The organism is Bacillus sp. FJAT-27445 (genome assembly GCF_001510665.1).
In the GTDB taxonomy this organism is placed as follows: Bacteria; Bacillota; Bacilli; order Bacillales; family Cytobacillaceae; genus Bacillus_D.
The window spans coordinates 564,458-589,490 of sequence record NZ_LMTI01000002.1 but is presented as its reverse complement, the minus strand read 5'-3'; the positions used below and the strand labels follow the sequence as shown (position 1 = coordinate 589,490).

At 45.3% G+C, this 25,033-nt stretch carries 22 protein-coding genes; 18 read left to right on the top strand and 4 right to left on the bottom strand.

Annotation, left to right across the window (positions count from 1 at the left end):
- The first annotated feature begins 456 nt into the window (after positions 1-456).
- From AR337_RS07560 to AR337_RS07550, 3 genes are all read left to right on the top strand, one after another.
- Positions 457-1,137 carry a metal-dependent hydrolase gene (locus tag AR337_RS07560; RefSeq protein WP_059171392.1) on the top strand — a complete coding sequence of 227 codons (681 nt, stop codon included), beginning with the start codon at positions 457-459 and terminating at the stop codon, positions 1,135-1,137.
- An 85-nt stretch (positions 1,138-1,222) separates the two neighbouring features.
- Positions 1,223-1,465, top strand: coding sequence for a hypothetical protein (locus AR337_RS07555; RefSeq protein ID WP_059171391.1), 243 nt, complete (start codon positions 1,223-1,225; stop codon positions 1,463-1,465).
- Between the two features lie 110 nt (positions 1,466-1,575).
- Entirely contained in the window at positions 1,576-2,895 is a 1,320-nt protein-coding gene (locus tag AR337_RS07550; RefSeq protein ID WP_059171390.1) for a DRTGG domain-containing protein, read from the top strand.
- A gap of 88 nt (positions 2,896-2,983) precedes the next feature.
- Here AR337_RS07550 and AR337_RS07545 read toward each other — a convergent pair whose 3' ends face one another.
- Positions 2,984-3,283 carry a YtpI family protein gene (locus AR337_RS07545; RefSeq protein WP_059171389.1) on the bottom strand — a complete coding sequence of 100 codons (300 nt, stop codon included), beginning with the start codon at positions 3,281-3,283 and terminating at the stop codon, positions 2,984-2,986.
- 107 nt (positions 3,284-3,390) lie between these two features.
- Here AR337_RS07545 and AR337_RS07540 point away from each other — a divergent pair, with 107 nt between their 5' ends.
- The gene (locus AR337_RS07540) at positions 3,391-4,323 is read left to right on the top strand and encodes a bifunctional oligoribonuclease/PAP phosphatase NrnA (protein WP_059171388.1); all 933 of its coding nucleotides are present in this window, start codon (positions 3,391-3,393) and stop codon (positions 4,321-4,323) included.
- A 91-nt stretch (positions 4,324-4,414) separates the two neighbouring features.
- Here AR337_RS07540 and ytrI read toward each other — a convergent pair whose 3' ends face one another.
- Both ytrI and AR337_RS07530 read right to left on the bottom strand, forming a co-directional pair.
- On the bottom strand, positions 4,415-4,918 hold the full coding sequence (gene ytrI / locus AR337_RS07535; protein WP_059171387.1) for a sporulation membrane protein YtrI: 504 nt from the start codon (positions 4,916-4,918) through the stop codon (positions 4,415-4,417).
- A complete protein-coding gene (locus tag AR337_RS07530) occupies positions 4,915-5,253 on the bottom strand; it encodes a YtrH family sporulation protein (protein WP_059171593.1) in 339 nt (112 codons plus the stop codon). The genes ytrI and AR337_RS07530 overlap by 4 nt, the downstream gene beginning before the upstream one ends.
- Before the next feature lie 193 nt (positions 5,254-5,446).
- On the opposite strand from AR337_RS07530, the gene dnaE reads away from it, so the two are divergent.
- The 8 genes from dnaE to AR337_RS07490 all read left to right on the top strand — a co-directional run bounded on the left by dnaE (position 5,447) and on the right by AR337_RS07490 (position 16,529).
- Complete coding sequence (dnaE, locus tag AR337_RS07525) at positions 5,447-8,800, top strand: DNA polymerase III subunit alpha (protein WP_059171386.1); 3,354 nt, start codon at positions 5,447-5,449, stop codon at positions 8,798-8,800.
- A gap of 116 nt (positions 8,801-8,916) precedes the next feature.
- On the top strand, positions 8,917-10,155 hold the full coding sequence (locus AR337_RS07520) for an NADP-dependent malic enzyme (protein WP_059171385.1): 1,239 nt from the start codon (positions 8,917-8,919) through the stop codon (positions 10,153-10,155).
- Positions 10,152-10,781 (top strand): FadR/GntR family transcriptional regulator, encoded by a 630-nt coding sequence (locus tag AR337_RS07515; protein WP_301335711.1) that lies wholly within the window; start codon positions 10,152-10,154, stop codon positions 10,779-10,781. The genes AR337_RS07520 and AR337_RS07515 overlap by 4 nt, the downstream gene beginning before the upstream one ends.
- Before the next feature lie 305 nt (positions 10,782-11,086).
- A complete protein-coding gene (gene accD / locus AR337_RS07510) occupies positions 11,087-11,956 on the top strand; it encodes an acetyl-CoA carboxylase, carboxyltransferase subunit beta (RefSeq protein ID WP_059171384.1) in 870 nt (289 codons plus the stop codon).
- A complete protein-coding gene (accA, locus tag AR337_RS07505) occupies positions 11,950-12,927 on the top strand; it encodes an acetyl-CoA carboxylase carboxyl transferase subunit alpha (RefSeq protein ID WP_059171383.1) in 978 nt (325 codons plus the stop codon). Before accD ends, accA begins: the two co-directional genes overlap by 7 nt.
- Before the next feature lie 228 nt (positions 12,928-13,155).
- Positions 13,156-14,118: a 6-phosphofructokinase gene (gene pfkA, locus AR337_RS07500; protein ID WP_059171382.1), complete on the top strand. Its 963-nt coding sequence runs from the start codon at positions 13,156-13,158 to the stop codon at positions 14,116-14,118.
- 21 nt (positions 14,119-14,139) lie between these two features.
- Positions 14,140-15,900 carry a pyruvate kinase gene (gene pyk / locus AR337_RS07495; protein WP_059171381.1) on the top strand — a complete coding sequence of 587 codons (1,761 nt, stop codon included), beginning with the start codon at positions 14,140-14,142 and terminating at the stop codon, positions 15,898-15,900.
- A gap of 236 nt (positions 15,901-16,136) precedes the next feature.
- Positions 16,137-16,529: an FxsA family protein gene (locus AR337_RS07490; RefSeq protein WP_059171380.1), complete on the top strand. Its 393-nt coding sequence runs from the start codon at positions 16,137-16,139 to the stop codon at positions 16,527-16,529.
- Positions 16,530-16,568: 39 nt separating this feature from the next.
- Here AR337_RS07490 and ytvI read toward each other — a convergent pair whose 3' ends face one another.
- Positions 16,569-17,690, bottom strand: coding sequence for a sporulation integral membrane protein YtvI (gene ytvI, locus AR337_RS07485; RefSeq protein WP_059171379.1), 1,122 nt, complete (start codon positions 17,688-17,690; stop codon positions 16,569-16,571).
- Between the two features lie 506 nt (positions 17,691-18,196).
- On the opposite strand from ytvI, the gene citZ reads away from it, so the two are divergent.
- The 6 genes from citZ to pnpS all read left to right on the top strand — a co-directional run bounded on the left by citZ (position 18,197) and on the right by pnpS (position 24,999).
- On the top strand, positions 18,197-19,312 hold the full coding sequence (gene citZ / locus AR337_RS07480) for a citrate synthase (protein WP_059171378.1): 1,116 nt from the start codon (positions 18,197-18,199) through the stop codon (positions 19,310-19,312).
- Between the two features lie 184 nt (positions 19,313-19,496).
- Entirely contained in the window at positions 19,497-20,765 is a 1,269-nt protein-coding gene (gene icd / locus AR337_RS07475; protein WP_059171591.1) for an NADP-dependent isocitrate dehydrogenase, read from the top strand.
- A gap of 92 nt (positions 20,766-20,857) precedes the next feature.
- On the top strand, positions 20,858-21,796 hold the full coding sequence (gene mdh, locus AR337_RS07470) for a malate dehydrogenase (protein ID WP_059171377.1): 939 nt from the start codon (positions 20,858-20,860) through the stop codon (positions 21,794-21,796).
- A gap of 137 nt (positions 21,797-21,933) precedes the next feature.
- Positions 21,934-22,410 carry a MaoC/PaaZ C-terminal domain-containing protein gene (locus AR337_RS07465; RefSeq protein WP_059171376.1) on the top strand — a complete coding sequence of 159 codons (477 nt, stop codon included), beginning with the start codon at positions 21,934-21,936 and terminating at the stop codon, positions 22,408-22,410.
- 115 nt (positions 22,411-22,525) lie between these two features.
- A complete protein-coding gene (locus AR337_RS07460) occupies positions 22,526-23,242 on the top strand; it encodes a response regulator transcription factor (RefSeq protein WP_059171590.1) in 717 nt (238 codons plus the stop codon).
- The gene (pnpS, locus tag AR337_RS07455; protein WP_059171375.1) at positions 23,239-24,999 is read left to right on the top strand and encodes a two-component system histidine kinase PnpS; all 1,761 of its coding nucleotides are present in this window, start codon (positions 23,239-23,241) and stop codon (positions 24,997-24,999) included. Before AR337_RS07460 ends, pnpS begins: the two co-directional genes overlap by 4 nt.
- Positions 25,000-25,033: the final 34 nt, after the last annotated feature.

Below are 25,033 nucleotides of genomic sequence, written 5' to 3'. Positions count from 1 at the left end.
TAAATGTTCGGACAACGTCCGTGGCAGACACAGTTGGTTTCGTTGAGACAAACATATGGATATGTTCCGGCATTATCTAAATTTCGAACACCAAATTATATGGTACTGAACTAGAAACTTCAATGATTTAAAGTGTTTTATTCACTCATATTTACCACCTCAGTCCCATCAAGTTTAAATCCAATTTTATACATCTATTTTACCGCAAAGGAACATATGTTTGTAATAAATATCTCTTAAAGTCGCTCAAATAGGATGGTCAAAAGACCATCCTCGAGCGATGCCCTTATATCCACGGGGCAAGCCCGCGTGGTTTTACGGGCAAGTTCTATAACAATAATCAACAGAAGATATTGACTATTAACATTAAAATGATGTTAAAAGAACGTTTCGGCAGGATATATATAATAAGAATCGAACCTAATAAGTAAATACATATGGAAGGGGAATGCAAAAATGAAAATATCCTATCATGGGCATTCGGTAGTAAAAATCATTACAATGGGGAAAACAATTTTAATAGATCCATTTATCAACGGAAACAGACTTACCGATTTAAAGGAAGAAAATGAAAATCCTGATGTCATCATTCTCTCCCACGGACATAACGACCATGTAGGCGATACAGTGAGTATTGCGAAACGAAATGACTCGCTTGTGATAGCCAACGCAGAGATTTCTGATTTTTTGGGCTGGCAGGGTGTTCGCACACATGCCATGCATATCGGCGGTTCATTCCAGTTTGATTTTGGAAAAGTAAAGCTAACACAGGCGTTCCATGGTTCAAGCTATGAAACATCAGATAAACAGCTAATCTATTGTGGAATGCCAGCGGGAATATTGATCATGGCTGAGGGTAAAACGATATACCACGCCGGAGATACCGGTTTATTTTCCGACATGAAACTGATTGGGGAACGCCATCCGATTGATGTCGCCTTCCTTCCAATCGGTGACAATTTTACAATGGGACCAGAAGATGCCGCGTATGCAGCAAAGCTCCTGAATGCAAAAACAGTCATCCCCATGCATTACAATACGTTTCCGCCAATCAGGCAGGACCCTCATGCGTTTATTGGCATGCTGGAAGCTAAGAATGGAATGGTATTGGAGCCGGGAGATACAATCGAAGTATAATTTTCCATTGTTTTACGTTCCTGCAAGACTTTTTCCCCAATAATTTGCATAACAATGAAACAAGCTAATTAAAGGGGGAAAAGCAGTGGCAAAAAACCGCTATATGCTATGCCTTTTGCTGGCAATCTTTTTTATCTATTACGCAGGTCCAAGGCTTCCGCTAGTTTCCTCGGGAACGGAAGGCCTATTTACTGCATCCTGGACCATTCTTGCCCTTCTCGTGATAGGAGGCAATCTTTCAGGCTTACGAAAGGGCAAAGGTTCGGGAAACGTAACCCCTGCAAATCCTCATGTTCAAAAAAAGAGGCTTCGATCGCGCACTTACTAACCTTTCTCGCTGTTTTCCGCTATCCTGCATTGAATAGGTAATTCATTAACCTTATAATTAATTCAAATGATTCCCGCATGGATAGCGGAAATAGATAAAGGGTGAAGGTCTTGGCAACTAAGCACGAACAAATTCTGCGATATATCGACGAGCTTACCATAGGTGATAAAATTTCCGTGCGCCAGATTGCAAAGGCGATGAATGTAAGTGAAGGTACCGCCTACAGGGCGATTAAGGATGCTGAAAATAAAGGGTATGTCAGCACGATTGAAAGGGTCGGGACAATCCGGATTGAACGCAAGAAGAAAGAAAACATTGAAAAGCTGACCTACGCCGAAATTGTAAATATTGTTGAAGGACAAGTGATTGGCGGGAAGGCGGGTCTTCATAAAACACTGAATAAGTTTTTAATTGGCGCAATGAAGCTTGATGCAATGATGAGGTATACGGGGGCGGGGAACCTTCTCATCATCGGCAACCGGACAAAGGCCCATGAATATGCGCTGAAAGCTGGAGCCTCGGTGCTAATTACCGGAGGCTTTGATACGGAAGAACACGTCAAGAAGCTTGCCGATAAATTGCAGCTCCCGATCATATCGACAAGCTATGATACTTTTACCGTGGCAACGATGATCAACAGGGCTATTTACGACCAGCTCATAAAAAAGGAAATCACGCTAGTCGAAGATATTCTGACTTCTCTTGAAAAAACAGTGTATTTAAAGACTGGCGAAACGGTCAGACAGTGGCATATATATAACCGGGAGACAAAACATGGCCGTTATCCGGTAGTTGACCAAGGGATGAAAGTCCAAGGGATAGTCACCTCCAAGGACATTGTGGGCCAGGAAATGGACACCCCAATCGAAAAGGTCATGACGCGGCAGCCGATGACTGTCGGCGGCAAAATAAGTGTCGCTTCGGCTTCGCATATGATGGTCTGGGAAGGAATTGAGCTTTTGCCGGTTGTCGATGATTCAAACCGGCTCCAAGGCATCATAAGCCGGCAGGATGTCCTGAAGGCATTGCAGATGATCCAGCGGCAGCCCCAGGTCGGCGAAACTCTTGATGACATTGTGACGAGCCAGATGCTCCTTTCCCAGGGAAAAACGAAGGGGGAGGACTACTATAGAATTGAAGTTTCACCGCAAATGACAAACCATCTCGGAACGATATCTTACGGCGTTTTTACAACGATTGTCGCCGAGGCCGCCAGCCGTGTGCTGAGAGGATACAAAAAAGGCGACCTTGTAGTGGAAAACATGACAATCTACTTTCTAAAACCAGTACAGATAGACAGCATTCTTGAAATATACCCCAAGGTGCTGGAGGTCGGACGCAAATTTGGAAAGGTGGATGTCGAGGTTTTTAGTGATGGATTGATGGTAGGGAAAGCAATGATGATGTGCCAGCTGATTGACAGGCAATAATTGATGCCGAGCCATAAAGAAAATGTGCATCGGGGGAAAAATAAAAACTGCGCCTATTGTGGCACAGCTTTCAAAATATGGACTATGATCAATTCTTCCCTTCGGCTTCCTTTATGGCAAATGGCAGATAAAATCTATATGCCTTTATTCCGGACCAAATATTGATTCCGCCAAGAAGGATGAACACAATGGCAACGATGTAAGACACTTTCGATTGAAATAAGTAAAGTTGGTTGAGGCCAAATGTGAGTACAAACAACCCCAGGGCAATTCCGGACTTTGATGAAATCCAGTTGCGTTCGCCCGGTTTGGTGCTCCTTACATATTTTATTTTATAAAAAACATAAAAGGACAAGGAAAATACGATTAGAATAACAAGTATTGGCATTTGAAAACCTCCATATTTGAACTACGTTATTATTGTAGCCGGAAATGGGGTGAAATGCCAGAAACCTGCCGTTTTTTTGCTAACATATGATTTGAAGGAGATAATTCATGGAAACGAAAATACTAGATGCGATTGAGGAATACAGGACAATCATTATTCACCGGCACGTCCGTCCGGATCCGGATGCATATGGGTCTCAATGCGGGCTCGCTGAAATACTGCTGGCAACTTATCCGGATAAGAAAATTTATGTAGTTGGCCAGGATGAGGAAACGCTCGCCTACCTTAGGGAAATGGATAAAATTCCAGATAGCGCATACGAGGGAGCCCTTGTCATCGTATGCGATACCGCCAATACCGAGCGTATTTGTGACGAAAGATATAGGCTTGGAAGCATGCTTATCAAAATTGACCATCACCCAAATGAAGACCCGTACGGCAATTTGATGTGGGTTGATACGAGCGCAAGTTCTACAAGCGAAATGATTTATGAATTGTTCCTTAAAGGGAAGGACCGTGGGCTGGTGCTTAGCGATGAAGCCGCCAGACTTCTTTATGCAGGGATTGTGGGAGACACCGGGCGGTTCCTTTATCCAAGTACAACGGATAAGACATTTGCTTATGCGGGCGAGCTGATCCATTATAATTTCTCAAGAACAGAACTTTACGACCGTATGTATGAATTAAGCGCGAATATTATTAAGCTAAATGGCTATATCCTGCAAAACTTTAACATGCAGGAGAATGGCGTGGCATCTGTTATTTTGTCAAGGGAGCTTCTTCAAAAGTATGATGCCCTTCCATCCGAAGCATCCCTTTTGGTCAGCACGCTGGGCAATGTAAAAGGAATAAAAGCATGGGTGTTTTTCATTGAGGAACAAGACCAAATCCGTGTGAGGCTAAGGTCAAAGGGCCCAGTCATCAATGGAGTGGCGAAGCAATTCAACGGAGGCGGCCACCCGCTAGCCGCGGGAGCTTCAATTTTTTCCTGGCAGGAAATGGACAGTGTCCTCCATGAATTAAATGCTGTTTGTAACTAAGTGGTTGTACCATTAGGAAAGGCCAATCCATCTGTTTCAATGGATTGGCCTTTTCTGTTTTCTCCACTTTCAAATGTTCTTTGCGGCTTCATTAACTGTCCAGGGTGATATGAAGCTGAATGATGACGTTTGTGTAAATGACAAGCTCCTTCACCTCAAGCCTGTATTTTTTGCCATTGATTGAAACCGATCTATTTTCAATAACCCTTTTTATCAAATCTTTATTTTTATAGACTGTTTGAACATCCTTGGCCTTAAGGGTCTTCAAATCTTCGGTGACCGCTTCCTCTGTCTGTTTAACACTTAGCAGGTCAAGGCTGTATTTTTGATGGTTTATAATCTTGACTGTAATTTGTTGGACGAGAAGATGCTCAATGTTTTCTTTATTCAGGTTTTTGAACTCTTCCTGCCAGATGGCTACATCATCCCTGAGATCCTGGATCGTATCCTTTTGCTCCTGGATAAGCAATGTTTGCTTTTCCTGAAGGATTCCATACATATAAATGAACAGGAGCCAGCTAATTATTCCGCCGATGGCCATACCCACAAAAAAGCGCTGCCATGTATTGTCTTTATAAAGTGGGGGGACCCTCATGAGGCGATAAACTCCTGGGTAAACCATTCAATTAGGAGCGCTCCGGTCTGGGCTCCGCCTAGAGCGGATAAAATCAAAAATATTTGTTTGATAATATCTTTTGTTTGTCCATCAAATATCCCCTTTTCAAATTCATAAATGGGATCGAATGTCCCACCAATCGCGGCAACAATTGCCCATATTCTTAAGGATGACGAAAGCCTGGCAATGGCCGTCAGCATCGGCTGCCCGGTCAGGAAAGCGGCGATTCCCCCGATGAGTGCGCCTCCAAGAAGCACTCCGAGTGCAATAAAATAGCTTTCAATAAAAGAAGAAATGAACCCTGCCTGATTCATAGCACCATTCCTTTTTGCAACATTGGCTTCCCACTTCAATCATATGGACAAACATCCCCGATTATGAATAAAACTCACTGCACCCGGCTACTTGCGTTTCCCCTACAGACGCCATTAAAAAGGGGAACATATTTTCTTTTCCCATTTCAACCCCTATAATAGAAAGAGAGAAGAAGCAAAGGGGCGTGAGAAAATGTCGTATATCCACCTTCAAACCTATAGTGCGTATAGCCTGCTTAGCAGCACTGCTTCTATTTCTTCGCTCGTTGCCGATGCTCGAAATAAGGGCTTCAAGGCTCTTGCCCTGACTGACCGCAATGTTATGTACGGATCCATCGAATTTTACAAGGAATGTAAAAAGAATGGCATTACTCCAATCCTTGGCCTGACAGCCGATGTCCAGTCGGAAAGGGAGGGGGCGGGCGCATTCCCGCTTGTGCTTTTGGCAAAAAACAATACGGGATTCAGGAATCTCCTTAAAATATCGAGTGCAATCCAGACAGTGTCCCGAGAAGGCATACCTTTGAAATGGCTTCGTCATTATGCTTCTGGGCTTATCGCCATTACCCCTGGCGTTGAAGGGGAAATCGAGGCGCTCGTGCTCGAGGGGAAAGAGAAAGAGGCGCGCTCTAGTATTCAATTGTATAAGGAAATTTTTTCGGGGGATTTTTTTCTCTCCCTGCAGAATCACGGGCTAGAAGAGGAACGCTTTCTTCTTGGCCACCTCCCGGAATTAGCGCGAAAAGCGGAAATCAATGTTGCCGCGGCCAATTCTGTCTACTACTTGGAAAGGGGGGACGCCCTCGCCCATGAATGCCTGCTCGCAATTAGGGATGGAGTAAAGCTGCAGGATGAAGGGCGCGATAGGCTTTCGGGGGAAGAATATTATCTCAAAACCGCTGCCGAAATGGCTGAACTGTTTGCTTCCATCCCTGAATCGCTCGAAAACACACTAGATATTGCAAAAAGATGCTCGGTTTCTATTGAATTCGGGCAAATCCATATGCCGAAATATCCGCTCGAAGGCAGTATCAGGCCTGAACAAATGTTAGAAAGGCTATGTTTTTCAGGCTTGAATAAAAGGCTGCCTGACTGTGGGGAGGAATATGCGCAGAGGCTCAGATATGAACTTTCCATTATAAATAAAATGAACTTTAACGATTACTTCCTAATCGTTTGGGATTTCATGAAATTCGCTCGGGAAAAAAGCATCCTGACGGGTCCCGGACGGGGTTCGGCGGCTGGCTCCCTCGTTGCCTTTTCCCTTTATATTACGGATGTCGACCCGGTTGAGCATGGCTTGCTATTTGAACGGTTTCTCAATCCCGAACGGATTTCCATGCCGGATATTGATATCGATTTTCCTGATAATCGGCGCGATGAAGTCATCGAATACGTCGCCGGGAAATACGGTGAACTCCATGTTGCCCAGATTGCGACGTTTGGGACACTTGCTGCAAAAGCATCTATACGCGATGTTGGAAGGGCATTTGGCCTTAATTCCAAAGAGTTGGATTCGCTGTCAAAGGCCATCCCTTCGAGGAACGGAATTACACTTAAAGAGGCCCGCGATGAATCTGCCAGGCTCCGTGAGTTTATTACGGAAAGTCCGTTCAATCAAAAGCTGTTTGATACCGCGCAGAAGCTGGAGGGTCTTCCTAGGCATACGTCCACCCACGCAGCCGGGGTCGTCATCAGCGAGAAGCCTCTTGTCGAACTCGTACCAATACAGGCAGGCCATAACAATATTTATTTGACCCAATATTCCATGGAGCATCTTGAGGAAATAGGCCTTTTAAAAATGGATTTCCTGGGATTAAGGAATCTGTCGCTAATCGAGTCGATCATTACATCGATTAATAGGGATGGAAAAAGGAGAATTGAAAGCCGCTTAATACCCCTTGAAGACGAAAAAACATACGAATTGCTCGCCAGAGGGGAAACGACTGGTATATTCCAGCTGGAATCCGAGGGAATGAGGAATGTCCTTACCCGCCTAAGGCCAACCAGGTTTGATGACATAGTTGCCGTTAATGCCCTTTACCGTCCAGGACCGATGGAAAACATCCCCTTGTTCATTTCAAGGAAGCACGGCCATGATTTAATCAGCTATCCCCATAAAGACCTTGGCCCCATCCTGGAAAATACGTATGGGGTTATCGTTTATCAGGAGCAAATCATGCAGGTCGCCTCACTTATGGCTGGATTTTCGCTAGGGGAGGCCGATTTGCTGAGGAGGGCTGTCAGCAAGAAGATAAAAGAGGAACTCGATCGGGAGAGGGAGCATTTTGTCGGAGGCGCCGTAAAAAAAGGATACGATAAGCGTGTTGCAAACGAGGTATATGATTTAATCGTCAGGTTTGCGAATTACGGTTTTAACAAGAGCCATGCCGTTGCCTACAGCATGATTTCCTGCCAGCTCGCTTACCTAAAGGCGCACTTCCCTGTCCATTTCATGGCGGCGCTCCTATCCACAGTTATCGGGAATGACCTGAAAATAGGCCAGTACATCCGTGAGCTGAAAACGATGGGAATACCGGTTTTTCCACCCTCGATAAATAGGAGCCAGTATTTCTTTAAAGCTGAAAATGAAGGCGTACGGTTCGGGCTGGGCGGAATAAAGGGTATTGGCTACACGGCAGCTAAGGAAATTTTCCAAGAAAGAAACCGAAAACCGTTTACAGACCTTTTTGACTTTTGCATCCGCCTTCCGCAGAAGACCGCCAATCGAAAAACGCTTGAAACCCTTGTCCACTCAGGCTGCTTTGATGAATTTGGAAAAGACAGGGCAACTCTGCTTGCAACCCTGGATGTGGCAATCGAGCATGCCCAGTTGATGAGCACAGGGGAAGATGGGCAAGAAGGGCTTTTTACGGATAGTGAATTTATGCCGGCCCCTAAATATATGGAAGTAGATTCTATCAGCATGGAGAACAAGCTGGCACTTGAAAAAGAAGTCCTCGGATTTTACCTTTCAAGCCATCCTCTTTCCATACATGAAAAAGAGCTGCACGCCGCGGGAGTGTACCTGCTGGCTGATTTAAACCCAGGGCCAAAGCAGCAAGCCGCAGGGATTTATATAATAGCAGCGAAAACGATCCGCACGAAAAAAGGCGAACCCATGGCGTTCCTAACCGTCAGTGACGCAAGCGGTGAAATGGAGGCTGTTGCATTCCCTGATGTCTATAAGAAACATACAAACTTGCTCAACCAGGGAAAGATGGCTGTTATTGAAGGAAAGACGGAAAAGCGGGAGGGGAAAATCCAATTCATTATCCGCAGAGCGGAGGAAATAGAGAACTGGATTAAGAAAAATGTTAGCAAGCGCCTTTTTCTGAAACTTACAGAAGAAAATCAGGAACCTGCCCGGCTAGAGGAGCTGAAAGAAATACTATCCTCCAGCACGGGAGGGATAGAGGTTGTTCTCCATTATGACCGCAGGAAGAAGACAGTCAGCCTTGGGAACCTGTATGGAGTTGAACCAACCGAAACTCTGCTCGGCCATCTTGAGGATTTCCTTGGGGAATCCAATGTTATCTTAAAATAATCAAGCAGGAAAATTCCTGCTTTACATCGAAACAAGATGTGATATAGTGGTAAAAGAAAGTGTGGTCTGACCACCGAATAAAACATTTCCTTCCATATCCTAAAGGAGTGAATACCTTGACATTGCGCGAAGAAGCCCTGCATATGCACCGCCTTAACCAAGGAAAACTTGAATCAAAATCGAAAGTAGAAGTAAGGAACGCCAAGGATTTAAGTCTTGCTTATTCTCCGGGAGTCGCCGAACCATGCAAAGAAATATACGACAAGCCCGAAACTGTATACGATTATACGATGAAGGGAAATATGGTAGCGGTGGTTACCGATGGGACAGCTGTGCTCGGCCTCGGGAATATTGGCCCAGAAGCTGCCCTGCCTGTAATGGAAGGAAAGGCTGTTTTATTTAAAAGCTTTGCGGGAGTAGATGCGTTTCCAATCTGCCTGAACACTACGGATGTTGAAAAAATTATTGAAACTGTCAAGCTTCTAGAACCGACATTTGGCGGAGTGAATCTTGAGGATATCGCTGCTCCAAAATGTTTTGAAATAGAAGAAAGGCTCAAAAAAGAAACAAACATACCGATTTTCCATGACGACCAGCACGGAACGGCCATCGTCACCGTGGCAGGCCTCGTCAATGCCCTGAAAATTACAGGAAAAAAAATGACCGAAATCAAGGTTGTGGCTAATGGAGCGGGTGCGGCTGGAATAGCCATCATCAAGCTACTGCACAGCTACGGCGTACGCGATATTATTATGTGTGATACAAAAGGGGCAATCTATGAAGGACGCCCAAACGGTATGAATGCCATTAAAGACGAAGTTGCCCGGTTTACGAACAGGGACCGCCTTCAAGGAAACCTTGAGGATGTCATTAAAGGCGCAGATGTTTTCATCGGTGTATCCGTAGCCGGTGCCTTGACAAAAGAGATGGTTTCAACCATGAATGAAGGGCCGACTATTTTCGCGATGGCTAACCCGGTACCGGAAATTATGCCGGATGAGGCAAAAGAAGCCGGGGCAAGGGTCATTGGCACAGGCCGTTCCGATTTTCCAAACCAGGTAAATAACGTTCTGGCTTTTCCTGGCATATTCAGGGGTGCGCTTGATGCGCGGGCTACCCATATCAATGAAGAGATGAAGGTAGCTGCCGTTGAGGCGATTGCTGGTCTAATTAGCGATGACGAACTGAACGAGGACTATGTCATCCCAGGTCCATTTGATGAAAGAGTCGCACCTGAGGTTGCTTCCGCAGTTGCCAAGGCTGCTATGGAAACAGGTGTTGCCCGCTTACGGGTCGACCCTGAGGACGTAAAAGAAAAAACCAAAAGGCTCTCATTAATTGGGAGAAACAAGTGAAGGATACGGTAAAAAGCCAATTCCAGAATTCTAAGGTATATATTGAAATCGTTAAGAAGCTAAGGGAAATGATTGCCGCGGATGGCCTTAAAGCAGGGGACAAAATACCTTCCGAGCGGGAATTAACGGAGCGCCTCAATGTGGGGCGCTCCTCCGTCAGGGAGGCTTTGCGCGCGCTTGAATTATTGGGTCTGATTGAAACGAGAAGGGGAGAAGGCACCTTTATTCGCGATTTTAGAGGTAACCAGCTTGTCCAAATTCTGAGCACATTCATTCTCCAGGATGAAAAGGCAAAACGTGATGTCAAAGAGACCAAGTATTATATTGAAATGGATTGTCTACGTCTTATTCTCAAAAGAAACAATCACCTTCGTTTGGATGAGGCGTACAGGCTCACGAAATCTGATGACATCAACGATGACGACTTTTTTTATCGGCTTATTCTATTGGCCGATAACCATTTGTTTTCACGTATCTGGGTCATTTTAAAGGATTATTACCATTCCCAAGGCTTTGCAGTAGAAAAAGCACATCCCGAAGAGTATCATGCTCTCATTGAAGCTATTGATGCAGGGGATGAAGAATTGGTGATAGGCCGTTATATGAAATTAAGAAAATTGTCTTAATCCTAACGACAAAAAGCGGCAACTTTTGAATGAAAAGTGCCCTATAGTATGGACAGGCCGTACCCTGGAATACCCGGGTAATTTTTATGAAGAAGTGGTCTGGCCACTAATGGAATGCGTAAATGCTTTGGGGTGTTTCGCTTTTATTTTTTGGCACTGACTTTACCACGGTGCTTCTGCGCCATGGTGGAACCGAGGAAGCTAGATTCGGCCGGGCCAATGTCAATGAGGATCTTCCGGGAAAACCAAAAGGTGATTTGCTCCCCGGCTTCGATTCCACTTCTTTAAACTAGGGAGGTACTAACTTGCTAAAAGAGCTATTTACGAAATCGAAAAAAAAGAAATATGCCGCGATACCCTCTGAGGCAGCGAAACAGGACGTCCCTGAAGGCATCATGACAAAATGCCCTGGTTGTAAGAAAATTATCTATACGCGGGAGCTGGCGAAAAACCTCAAGGTATGTTTTCATTGCGGGCGCCATTATCCAATGAATGCCCGGGAAAGAATTCAAAGCTTCCTCGATGAGGACAGCTTCGAGGAAATTAATGCGGGAATGATTTCGGAAAATCCGCTTGGGTTTCCGGATTATCTTGAGAAACTGGAGAAAGACAGAATAAAAACGAAAATGAACGAAGCTGTCGTAACAGGAACCGGAACGGTAAACGGAATATTGGTTTCCGTTGCGTTTATGGATTCGACCTTCCGAATGGGAAGCATGGGTTCCGTCGTTGGCGAAAAAATTACCCGTGCTGTTGAAAAAGCCGGGGAATTAGACATACCATTCATTATTTTCACAGCTTCAGGCGGTGCCAGGATGCAGGAAGGTGTATTAAGCCTTATGCAAATGGCCAAGACAAGTGTTGCCTTAAAGAGGTTTAGTGATAATGGAGGCCTAATCATTTCAATCATGACCCATCCGACTACCGGCGGCGTTTCAGCCAGCTTCGCTTCACTTGGGGACTATAACATCGCTGAACCAGGGGCGCTAATTGGATTTGCTGGAAGAAGGATTATTGAACAAACCATCAGGGAAGAACTGCCTGAAGATTTTCAGACAGCGGAATTTTTGCTTAAGCATGGCCAGTTGGATGCGGTGATTGATAGGCATGAACTGAAAGGCAAAATTGGGACAATCCTTGAATTGCATCAACGAGGAGGTGAGCTTGCTTGGTAGGGGAGCTGGAATTTGAAAAACCAATCATCGAGCTAAGGAAAAAGATTAGTGAGTTAAAGGATTATACAACTAAAACGGAAGTGGATCTTTCGTCTGAAATTGAAAAGCTGGCGGCCCGCCTTGAGAAGCTCGAAGCAGACATATACTCGAACATAAAGCCGTGGGACCGTGTTCAAATTGCACGCCATCCTGAGAGGCCTACAACCCTCGATTATATTGGCTTTCTTTTTGATAGCTTTATGGAATGCCATGGCGACAGGCTGTATGGGGATGATGAGGCAATTGTTGGTGGAATCGCAAAGTTCAAAGGGATTCCGATTACAATTATTGGTCACCAGCGCGGAAAGGATACAAAGGAGAATATTCGGCGGAATTTTGGGATGCCGCATCCTGAAGGGTATAGAAAAGCGTTGAGGCTAATGAAGCAAGCCGAGAAATTCAAACGGCCGATTATCTGTTTTATTGATACAAAAGGCGCCTATCCCGGAAAAGCCGCGGAAGAGCGGGGACAGAGCGAGGCGATTGCCCGTAATCTATTTGAAATGGCAAGCCTAAGTGTTCCGGTTGTCTGCATTGTTATAGGAGAGGGTGGAAGCGGAGGAGCTTTGGCACTAGGGGTTGGAAACCAAATCCTAATGTTGGAAAACTCCACGTATTCCGTTATCTCGCCGGAAGGGGCCGCAGCCTTGCTATGGAAAGATGCCTCCCAGGCGAAACGCGCCGCTGAGTCAATGAAAATCACAGCACCGGACTTAAAGGACCTTGGAATCATAGACAATATTATTCCTGAAGTGAGAGGCGGAGCCCATAGGGATGTCGAGGCTCAGGCACATGAAATTGAGAAGGCTTTGTTTCGATCCCTTAAGGAATTGTCCAAGCTTTCAGGTGATGAACTGAAGGAACAACGATATGATAAGTATAAGTCGATTGGCGAGTATTCGTTTTTAAATGACTTTATTGGGGTAAAGTAAGGGCGTGCTTTTCGAAGCACGTCTTCTTTTATTTAGTATTTTATATTTAAAACGCTTACACTTGACTATTCTTCTGTATTTTGCTTTTTCGTTGCGATTAGGTTGTTAGACCTCTCTCTTAATGGTATTTTATAAATGACCTGTTTGTTACATTTATAACAAAGTACAGGAGTTTTGTGAAAAATTCATTTCCTTGGGGAAGAGTAAAGATATGGGGTGATGATTGGTATGAGGAAAATAGGTGTATTGACAAGTGGCGGGGATTCACCTGGTATGAATGCCGCCATCAGGGCAGTCGTCAGGAAGGCGATATTCCATAACATAGAGGTCTATGGTGTATATGGTGGGTTTGCTGGTTTGCTAACTGGAAATATTAAAAAGCTTGAACTGGGGTCTGTCGGGGATATTATCCATAGGGGCGGAACCATGCTCCAATCCGCTCGCTGCCTTGAATTTAAAACAAAAGAGGGGCAGTTAAAGGGAATTGAACAATTACGTAAATTTGATATTGAAGGGCTTGTCGTAATAGGCGGAGACGGGTCTTACCGTGGCGCCAAGGCGTTGACGGAACAAGGATTCCCATGTGTCGGTGTTCCTGGGACAATTGATAATGACATTCCTGGTACAGAATTTACAATTGGCTTTGATACGGCTCTAAATACAGTAATTGATGCAATTGACAAAATCCGCGACACGGCAAGTTCCCATGAAAGGACATTTATCATTGAAGTAATGGGGCGTGATGCGGGCGATATCGCTCTTTGGGCTGGCCTGGCCGGAGGGGCGGAAACGATATTAATCCCTGAAGAAAACTATGACATGAATGATATAGCGGATAAACTCCGCCGCGGAAACGAACGCGGGAAGAAGCATAGCATCATTGTCATTGCCGAGGGTGTGGGCAGCGCGGTCGACTTGGCCCGCCAATTGAAGGAAGCAACCAATATAGATACAAGAATATCCGTTTTGGGCCATATGCAAAGGGGAGGTTCACCGACTGCGACAGACCGCGTGCTTGCAAGCAGGCTCGGTGCGAGGGCGGTTGAACTTCTGCTGGACGAAAAAGGCGGCCGGGCGGTTGGAATTGAGCAAAATCGTCTAGTGGATTACGATATTATCGAAGCACTTGAAGAAAAGAAGCATGTGCTTGATTTGGATTTATATAGGTTATCACAGGAGTTATCCATTTAAACTCTAACAGGAGGATTTAGCATGCGAAAAACAAAGATTGTTTGTACAATCGGCCCTGCTAGTGAGAGCGTCGAACAACTGAAAGAACTGATGGTATCGGGAATGAACGTTGCCCGCCTAAATTTTTCCCACGGAAATTTTGAGGAGCATGGAGCACGAATTTCCAATATCAGGAAAGCGGCGGAAATGACCGGCAAGAACATAGCCATTCTCCTGGATACAAAAGGCCCGGAAATCCGTACCCACAACATGAAGGATGGGGCGATTGAACTTACGGCTGGAAATGAAGTCATAGTGTCAATGAAAGAAGTTGAAGGTACCCCAGAAATGATTTCAATTACATACCCGGGGCTAATTGAGGATGTTTCCAGAGGATCGAGGATTCTCCTTGATGACGGCCTGATTGGGCTGGAAGTAACACGGATTGATACAGACAATCAGTTAATCCACACTAGGATATTAAATTCAGGCACCCTAAAGAATAAGAAAGGCGTAAATGTCCCTGGGGTTTCAGTTAATCTACCGGGCATTACTGAAAAGGACAGGGAGGATATCCTTTTTGGGATTGAACAGGATGTCGATTTCATAGCCGCTTCCTTCGTAAGGAGGGCTAAGGATGTCCTTGAAATCCGCCAGCTCCTTGAAGAAAATAAAGGTAACCATATCCATATCATCCCGAAAATTGAAAATCAAGAAGGGGTCGATAACATCGATGAGATTCTTGAGGTTTCCGATGGCCTCATGGTTGCCCGTGGTGATTTGGGAGTTGAAATCCCAGCGGAAGAAGTTCCTCTCGTCCAAAAAATGCTGATAAAGAAGTGCAATGCGGAAGGAAAGCCTGTAATTACTGCGACCCAAATGCTTGATTCCATGCAAAGAAACCCAAGGCCGACAAGGGCTGAAGCTAGCGACGTAGCCAATGCCATTTTTGATGGGACTGATGCCATTATGCTTTCCGGCGAAACAGCTGCCGGCCTTTATCCAGTGGAAGCGGTCCAAACAATGCACAATATTGCATCAAGGGCAGAGGAAGCATTGAACCATAAGGAGATATTGCAGAAAAGGAGCAGGGATACGGAAACCAATACGACAGACGCAATTGGCCAATCCGTTGCCTATACGGCACTGAACCTGCAGGTTAGCGCAATTATCACTCCCACTGTCAGCGGCCATTCGGCTAGGATGGTATCGAAATACCGGACGAAGGCTCCAATCGTTGCGGTTACATCGGATAAGGGAGTACAAAGGCGACTAAGCCTCGTTTGGGGAGTATATCCTCAGGTTGGCAAAAAAGTAAAGACAACCGACGAAATGATGGATATTGCGGTAGGCGAAAGCCTTAACAGCGGGATTGTCCAGCATGGGGACCTTGTCATCATTACCGCTGGAGTCCCTGTGGCAGAAGCGGGTACAACCAACCTCATGAAAATTCACATTGTCGGCGATATCCTGGCTAAAGGGCAAGGAATCGGCAAAAAGTCGGCATACGGAAGAGCGGTAATTGCCAAGAATGCGGAAGAAGCCCTCGAAAAGGTTACTCCTGGTGACATTCTGATTACAATTGGTTCTGACAGGGAAATGGTGCCGGCGATTGAGAAATGCGGTGCCCTTATTGCAGAAGAGGGTGGGCTCACAAGCCATGCTGCAGTCGTTGGTTTAAGTCTTGGTATTCCAGTAATAGTAGGTATTGAAAATGCTACCGGAATAATAAAAGATGGACAGGAAATTACTGTTGATGCAACAAGGGGCGTAATTTACGAGGGACACGCAAGCGTCCTGTAATGCCGCTGGAGGAAGGGATGGCCATCCCTTCTTTTTGCTTGCTAACGAACTATAAATTTGAACTTCGTGTATATCTCGAAATAATTTATTGTAATCTAGCTCCAGCGCCTAGCCCCTCGAGGTCTTAAGCCGGTTCCCTCCGGAGGGCAGGCCCGTCCTGCGGGCCCCGTCTTAATCTGGTCGGGGCTGATCTAGGCGCTTGCGCATTTTGTTCTTGGGAAGGGGAGGAGGCCAACATGTTTCGCACGTATTTCTTTTTGCTGATCATTCTCGTTCCAGCAGCTGAAATCGGTATTTTGCTCTGGTCTGGCAAAACGATAGGTATTTTTCCAACCTTTTTGTTAATTTTGCTCACCGGGGTGCTTGGAACGTATTTTGCCCGCAGCCAAGGCTTGAAGGTGATCCACCAGGCTAGGCAGCAAATGGGTTACGGCCAAATGCCCGGAGAGGCGGTCCTTGATGGAATTTGTGTTCTTGTAGGTGGGGCGCTCCTCCTAGCACCAGGCATAATCACAGATCTGATAGGGCTTCTCCTGCTTATTCCGCAGACGAGAAAGTTCTTTAAACACTGGCTGGCGGCTTCCTTCAGGCGCTGGATAAACCGGGGAACGATAAGAGTGATTAAATAAAATGAAAAACGCCGGCATTGCATTTGCCGGCGTTTTTGTTTATATTTTCTTTTCGTTGCCTTTAATGAATACCCAAAGATCTTCGAAGACATGTGCGCGCTTTAGGGTGTTAAAAATAACAAGGACGACAGGCCCCGCTATCAGGCCCAGAAATCCTAAAAGCTTGAAGCCGACGAACAGCGCAATCAGTGTTGCCAAAGGATCCAGCCCAATGCTGGACGAAAGAATTTTCGGCTCCATCACCTGGCGCTGTACCAAAACGATGATATACAGCACCCCGAGGCCGATTGCGAGCCCCATATCTCCAGCTATTGCTTCGTATAGAATCCAGGGCACGAAGACAGCACCAGTTCCCAGATAAGGGATGATATCGACGATACCGGCAACTAATGCAATGGTAATTGCGTAATCTACACGAAGAATGAGCAGCCCGATCAGGATGATGACCGTCGTTATTGATATCAACGTCAATTGAGCCTTAACGAAGCCAAATAGGGCTTTTTTCAGGTCGGCAAATACGGTTCTCCCGCTGGCTCTGGCTTTTACCGGCATCAACCTGCCGCCAATGGAAGACAGCCGGTACCAATCCTTGCTGATAAAGAAGGTTGCAAGTAGCGAAAAAATGAGCACGGTTGCCGCATTTGGGAACCAGGAGAGAATCATTGGAATGTTTCCAAAAAATCCTTTCAGGAAGTTACCTACGGTCGTACCAACTCTTTGGCCCACATTCTTGATATTGCCCATGATGGTTTCTTGCTGCCCCGCATCCAGGTTATTGAACATGCCCGTGATCTGATTGTACATAGGGAGGACTTGGGATGCGAACATATCCTCACTGTACCGGATCAGGGTATTGAGATGTTTTGGCAGAACATCCGCAAGGTACGTTGCTCCGCTGACAATTTCGGCGACGAGGAGGGTTACAAGCCCCGCGAATATGGCGAAAATGATAACCAGGGTAATTAGGACCGCCAGAGAACGCGGCATCCGGCCTTTCTTCTCAAATAAATTAACAAGGGGATTGATCAGGAAGGCGATGGCAAAGGCTATTAAAAATGGATAAGTTACCCTCGATATGTAATAAAATGCGATGAATGCCCCAATTACCGCACCCACTACGATGAGGAATCTGATTGTCCGTGATATGTAGATAGGATTCAACCCTTTATGACCTCCTTCATGCAAAGTTTTTTAATAAGATAAAATAAGTTTAACATTTTGCAAATTAATATGCATTATGGCTATACTTTTAAATAACGGTTTTTTTGGGGGAATAGGCTTGCCCTCGGCCAAAACGGTTCGAGGCTTTCTATGTGCCTGGAATTTCTATCAGTATAATATTTTTAATTTTTTTAATTCCTTTTCATTCACAAAAATCTGACAATTGGTTATAATAGGACTTGAAAGCGCAATCTTTTTTACATAAGGCTAATTATTATGATTAAATAATTGTGTATAGTGTAAAAGTGAAGGGAATATCGTTTTACAGCCTTAGATGGCTGTTATTGTGTGGGGGAGATTGGCATTTGCTTTTTTAGGGCAGATGCTCATTTTTTAGGAAATTTCCGAGCAAGCGCTCATGCAATTCGGCCGAGGTATCCAGCCTTCCAATTACACTATAGGAAAAGGGAACGGGGAAACTACAGATTGCAAAGGAGAGGTTTGGCATGTCAGTAACACGTGGACTAGAAGGGGTTGTGGCGACAACATCCTCAATCAGCTCAATCATCGATGATACCTTGACGTATGTTGGCTATGATATTGATGATTTGGCAGAGAATGCTAGTTTTGAAGAAATCATTTATCTGTTATGGCATCGTAAATTGCCGACGCAGACAGAACTTGAAGAGCTAAGGAACCAGCTATCCGCTGAAGCCGCGCTTCCTCAGGAAGTGCTTGACCATTTCAGCATGTATCCAATCAAGTCAGTCCATCCAATGGCCGCACTAAGAACAGCCGTTTCACTGCTCGGCCTGTATGACGACGAGGCAGATGTGATGAACGAGGAAGCCAATTTTAGGAAAGCAATCCGCCTTCAGGCCAAAATCCCTGCCCTCGTAACAGCCTTTGCCAGGATAAGGAAGGGCCTCGAACCAATTGCACCAAGGAAGGATCTTGGCTTTGCTGCAAACTTCCTGTATATGCTTACAGGGAAAGAGCCAGAAGCGATTGCGGTTGAGGCTTTTGATAAAGCTCTAGTTCTCCATGCCGACCATGAATTAAATGCATCCACCTTTACGGCAAGGGTTTGTGTTGCAACTCTTTCTGATGTTTATTCCGGGATTACAGCCGCAATCGGCGCCCTTAAAGGCCCACTTCATGGAGGAGCGAACGAAGCGGTCATGAAAATGCTGACCGATATTGGCTCGCTTGAGAATGTGGAAGGCTATGTAAGGGGCAAGCTTGATAATAAGGAAAAAATCATGGGCTTCGGGCACCGTGTTTACCGAAAGGGTGACCCTCGTGCAAAACACTTGAGGGAAATGTCCAGGAAGCTGACTATTCTGACCGGGGAACCGCACTGGTATGATATGTCGGTAAAAATAGAGGAGATCGTGACTGGCGAGAAAAACCTTCCGCCGAATGTCGATTTCTATTCCGCTTCGGTGTACCACAGCCTTGGCATTGACCATGATCTGTTTACGCCAATTTTTGCAATTAGCCGTGTATCAGGCTGGCTGGCACATATCCTTGAGCAGTATGACAATAACAGGCTGATTCGTCCCCGTGCTGAATATAATGGCCCGGGAATGCAAAAGTATATTCCAATCGCGGCACGCTGAAGCCCTAGCGAATTGGTTTACTTTTACAAAGAAAATTGATGTAATGAATAAAGCGGCGCTACTTCTCCGCGTTTTGGCGGGATTAGCGCGTACAGCGAGGTTAGAAGCAATCCTTCTAACCTTTAGGTTTGGTTAAAATGATGCTTCATCCTTAACGGATTGATCAGTGGAGGGAGAAATGACAATGCAAGGTGAAAAAATTACTGTCCAAAATGGTGTTTTGAATGTTCCAAACAATCCTGTTGTCCCATTTATTGAAGGGGATGGAACAGGCCCAGACATCTGGGCGGCTTCTGTAAGAGTTTTGGATGCAGCTGTCGAAAAGGCCTATAACGGAGAAAAGAAAATCGTCTGGAAAGAAGTACTAGCCGGTGAAAAGGCATACAACCAGACTGGCGAATGGCTCCCACAGGAAACACTTGATGTGATCAACGAATACCTAATTGCCATTAAAGGGCCATTGACAACCCCGGTTGGCGGTGGAATCCGCTCGTTGAACGTTGCTTTGCGCCAGATTCTCGATTTGTTCGTCTGCCTGCGCCCAGTAAGATGGTTTGAAGGTGTTCCTTCTCCTGTAAAGCGCCCGCAGGACACTGATATGGTTATTTTCCGCGAAAACACGGAAGATATTTACGCAGGGATTGAATATGCCCAGGGTTCGGAAGAAGTGAAAAAATTGATCAGCTTCCTTCAAAATGAAATGGGAGTTAACAAAATTCGGTTCCCTGAAACTTCCGGAATCGGAATTAAGCCTGTTTCCGAAGAGGGGACAACCCGACTTGTGCGTGCTGCGCTGAATTATGCAATCAAAGAAGGCCGCAAGTCATTGACCCTTGTACATAAAGGGAACATTATGAAGTATACAGAAGGTGCATTCAAGAATTGGGGCTATGAGCTTGCCGAGAAAGAATTCGGCGATAAGGTCTTCACATGGGCCCAATATGACCGCATTAAAGAAGAAGAAGGCACAGAAGCCGCTAATAAGGCGCAAGCCGATGCCGAAGCGGCAGGCAAGATCATTGTAAAAGATTCGATTGCGGATATTTTCCTTCAGCAAATCCTGACTCGCCCGAAAGAGTTTGACGTAGTTGCTACAATGAACCTGAACGGTGACTATATCTCCGATGCCCTTGCCGCGCAAGTAGGCGGAATCGGTATTGCTCCAGGAGCAAATATCAACTATGAAACTGGCCACGCCATTTTTGAGGCTACACATGGAACAGCCCCTAAATATGCAGGCCTTGATAAAGTGAATCCTTCTTCCGTTATCCTGTCCGGAGTGCTATTGCTTGAGCACCTTGGCTGGAACGAAGCTGCCAATAAGATCGTAAAATCGATGGAGAAGACGATTGCATCCAAAGTCGTAACTTATGACTTTGCCCGCCTTATGGATGGAGCTAAAGAAGTGAAAACTTCCGAATTTGGCGATGAGCTTATCAAGAATATGGAATAACCTGCCCAAGACGTATGTTAGTTCATGGGGACGGGCGGAAACGTCACCCGCCAGTATCCCGATTTGAAGGTAATTATCAAGGGGGAAACACTATGTCAATGAAACGCAAAAAGATTTCTGTCATCGGTGGAGGTTTTACAGGGGCTACCACGGCTTTTCTGCTTGCCCAGAAAGAACTTGGGGATGTTGTCCTCGTCGATATTCCGCAAATGGAAAACCCGACGAAGGGAAAGGCCCTTGATATGTTGCAGGCAAGCCCTGTTCAAGGGTTTGATGCCAACATAACAGGCACATCGAGCTACGAAGACACAAAGGATTCGGATATTGTTGTCATTACGGCGGGCATTGCCAGGAAGCCGGGTATGAGCCGAGACGACCTCGTCCAAACAAACCAGAAAATCATGAAGAGTGTCGCGCAAGAGATTGCTAAACACTCCCCTAACAGTTTCATAGTGGTTTTGACAAATCCGGTTGATGCCATGACATACACTGTTTTCAAGGAAAGTGGATTCCCTAAAAACCGGGTTATTGGCCAATCAGGTGTATTGGACTCCGCAAGGTTCCGCACCTTCATCGCCCAGGAATTGAATCTTTCTGTAAAAGATATTACCGGATTTGTGCTTGGCGGCCATGGAGACGATATGGTTCCTTTAGTCCGCTATTCCTATGCTGGCGGGATTCCGCTAGAAACCCTTATTTCAAAGGAACGCCTTGAAGCAATCGTTGAACGCACCCGCAAAGGCGGCGGTGAAATTGTAAATCTCCTTGGCAACGGAAGTGCTTATTACGCCCCGGCGGCATCTCTGGTTGAAATGTGCGAAGCCATATTGAAAGATCAGCGCCGTGTCCTTCCAACGATTGCTTATCTTGAAGGTGAATATGGCTACGAAGGAATTTATCTTGGCGTGCCGACCATTCTCGGAGCTAATGGCATTGAGAAGGTTATTGAGCTTGAATTGACAGAAGAGGAAAAAGCCGCTCTAGACAAGTCCGCTGAATCAGTGCGTAATGTCATGGCTGTGCTTGCTTAATTTTATCAACAAAATTCGGGGGAGTTTCCCCCGAATTTTTTGGATACTATGGAATGGTCCATGCAGATGTTTTATGAATAAACAAGCAGCAAAATAACAAACCTGTCCTTATAATAGGCAGATTTGGGGGGTCGGAAATGCTATTAGGCAAAAAAAGAAAGCTTGGCAGAAGGATTGAGGAAATGACCGCGGGGGAAAAGCTTGCCCTGACGGAAAAAATCGAAGACAAGGACCTACTGCTTTACCTGGGTCTTACAAATGATGCGAACCCCTTGTATATCCAGCATGACTATGCATCGCAAACGCCGTTTGGCAAACCGGTTGTGCCGGCCATCATGCTGACAGGCATTATTACTTCCGCCATATCCAAATATCTCCCAGGGCCGGGAAGCCATATTCTCGCCCAGGAGCTGGAGTTTCCAAAACCGGTTTATCATTATGGAACAGTGGACTTTCTTCTCGAAGTCACAGAAGTGGACCGGAAAGCGCATACTGTTACCATTTCTGTAGAAGGAAAAGATGAGAAGGAAGAAAAAGTAGTCATTGGAAAATTAAAGGTCTGCCCTCCGCACCGACTCTCGCAAATGGATGGCAGCACGCTAGATAACTTTTAAGGGCAGCCTATGGCTGCCCTTCCGCTATTCTTGAAGGCAAAAAATATTTACTATACTATAGTAGTGGGGGAAGTAAACAGAATGTATGGGGTTTATCTTATTCACGGAGGTCATTATGAAGAAAAAGGTGTTAGTTGTAGACGATGAACAATCGATTGTAACCCTGCTTAAGTACAATCTGGAACAGGGCGGATACGAGGTCATAACCGCAATGGACGGAAAGGAAGGAAAGGAGCGGGCAATGAATGAAAGCCCTGATATGATTATCCTTGACCTCATGCTTCCCGGAATCGACGGGATTGAAGTTTGCAAGCAGCTTCGCCAGCAAAAGATTATGATTCCAATTCTTATGCTCACGGCAAAAGATGATGAATTAGATAAAATACTAGGCCTGGAGCTCGGCGCCGATGATTATATGGTCAAGCCTTTCAGCCCGCGTGAAGTACTGGCGCGCGTTAAGGCGATTCTGCGCAGAACGGAGCAATACCAAGAAAAACAGCAGGAAGAACCCGAAGAAATAGAGGCTGTCCTGATTGGAGACCTGAAGATTTTTCCGGAAAGATTCGAAGCGTTTTTCAAAGGGAATCTCCTTGCCCTTACTTTAAAGGAATTTGAACTGCTGAATTGCCTTGCGCAAAATAAAAACAGGGTCCTGACTAGGGACCAGCTATTAAGCACCGTATGGAATTATGACTTTGCGGGTGATACGCGAATAGTCGATGTACATATTTCCCACTTGCGGGAGAAAATCGAGGCGGATACAAAAAAGCCGAATTATATTAAAACGATTCGGGGCCTTGGCTATAAAATGGAGGAACCTAAAGGCGAATGACAAAATACAGGACGAGGCTATTAATAGCTATGGTTCTCCTCACAGTCGCCGTTCTCCTTGGGCTTGGGATTCTCTTGGGCCAGCTTTTTAAAAATTATTATCTTGATTCCTTTTATGAAAGGCTGGAAAAGGAAAGCAGCCTGATCCGGATGTATATTGAGGATTACGGAGGACTTCAGGGGGCGGATAGAAACGAACTTGGTAAGTTCGGCAAAAAGCTCGGCGCGGGAATCCTTTTGGTAGACAAGAACGGTAATGTCCTTTACAACAGTAATGGCGATGTAGCTGCCCCCGGGGATTTGATAACCGATATTGTTTCGGGGGGGAATAAAAAAAGGCGCTTCTTTAAATTGAGAGACCGGCAGGAAGTCCACTATTATTGGACAGAATTGAAGAAGGAAAACGGAACTGAAGGATACCTTTTCCTTAGCCTTGCTTCAAGTGAATTGAAGGATGCCTATAGAAATATATGGTGGCTCATTTCATTAAGCCTTGGCCTTGCCATGGCAATCATCGTCCTGCTTGGGATGAGGATAACTAGAAGATACGCGAAGCCTATCGAATCAGCCGCAAATGTTGCGATGGAGCTTGCAAAGGGAAATTATAGAGCACGGACGTACGTTGAGGAGAGAATGGATGAGACTGGGCTGTTAAGCTCATCGATCAATGTGCTCGCCCGAAACCTTGAAGATATGGCTAAGACACGTGAAATCCAGCAGGAGCGGCTAATAACCTTGATTGAAAATATCGGCAGCGGCCTAGTCCTGATTGACAGCCGGGGTTTTATTAACCTTATCAACAAAGGCTATAAGGAATTATTCAAAGTGGAACCGGGAGAAATCCTGTACCGGGCTTACTACGAAGCGATCCCTTTTAGGGAAATCCAGGAATTGATTGAAGAAATATTCATGACTGAACAAAAGCAGAGAAAACAGTTCATCTTGCCTGTATCAATTGAACGCAAGTATTTTGATGTTTCAGCTCTTCCAATCATTGGAACAAATAATGTATGGAAGGGCGTATTGCTTGTTTTCCACGATATAACCGAACTGAAAAAATTGGAGCAAATCAGGAAGGATTTTGTCGCCAATGTATCCCATGAGCTGAAGACTCCTGTTACATCAATAAAAGGATTTGCTGAGACCCTGCTTGACGGCGCGATGAAGGATGAGAAAGCCCTGCATGAATTTCTGTCTATCATCCTTAAGGAAAGCGACCGTCTCCAAAGGCTAATTCAGGACCTATTAGAGCTATCAAAGTTGGAACAGCATAATTTCAGGCTGGATATTTTGCGTTTCAACCTTGCTCCCATCCTAAAGGAAATAGTTGCAATCCTGGATGGGAAAGCTTCTGAAAAGCGCATTGATCTAGTTATTCATCCTATCCCTGATGATTTGGAGATTGAAGGAGATTCATTTAGGATTAGGCAGGTGCTGATCAATCTCCTTACAAACGCGATTACCTACACCCCAATGGACGGGAGGGTTGAATTAACCGTAAGGGATGCAGGAAAGAGAATTGTGATGGTTGTTCGGGATACCGGTATTGGGATTGAGGAAGAAGAAATCCCTAGGATATTTGAACGCTTTTATAGGGTGGACAGGGCAAGAACAAGGAATTCAGGCGGTACAGGCCTTGGCCTTGCAATTGTTAAACATATCGTTGAGGCTCACAAAGGAAGGATTACCGTTAAAAGCAACATTGGAAAAGGGACAGAATTCATCCTGGAATTTAGGAAATCCTTTCGAGGGAAATAAACAATAAAATTGGATTACTATTTTGCAAAAGGCA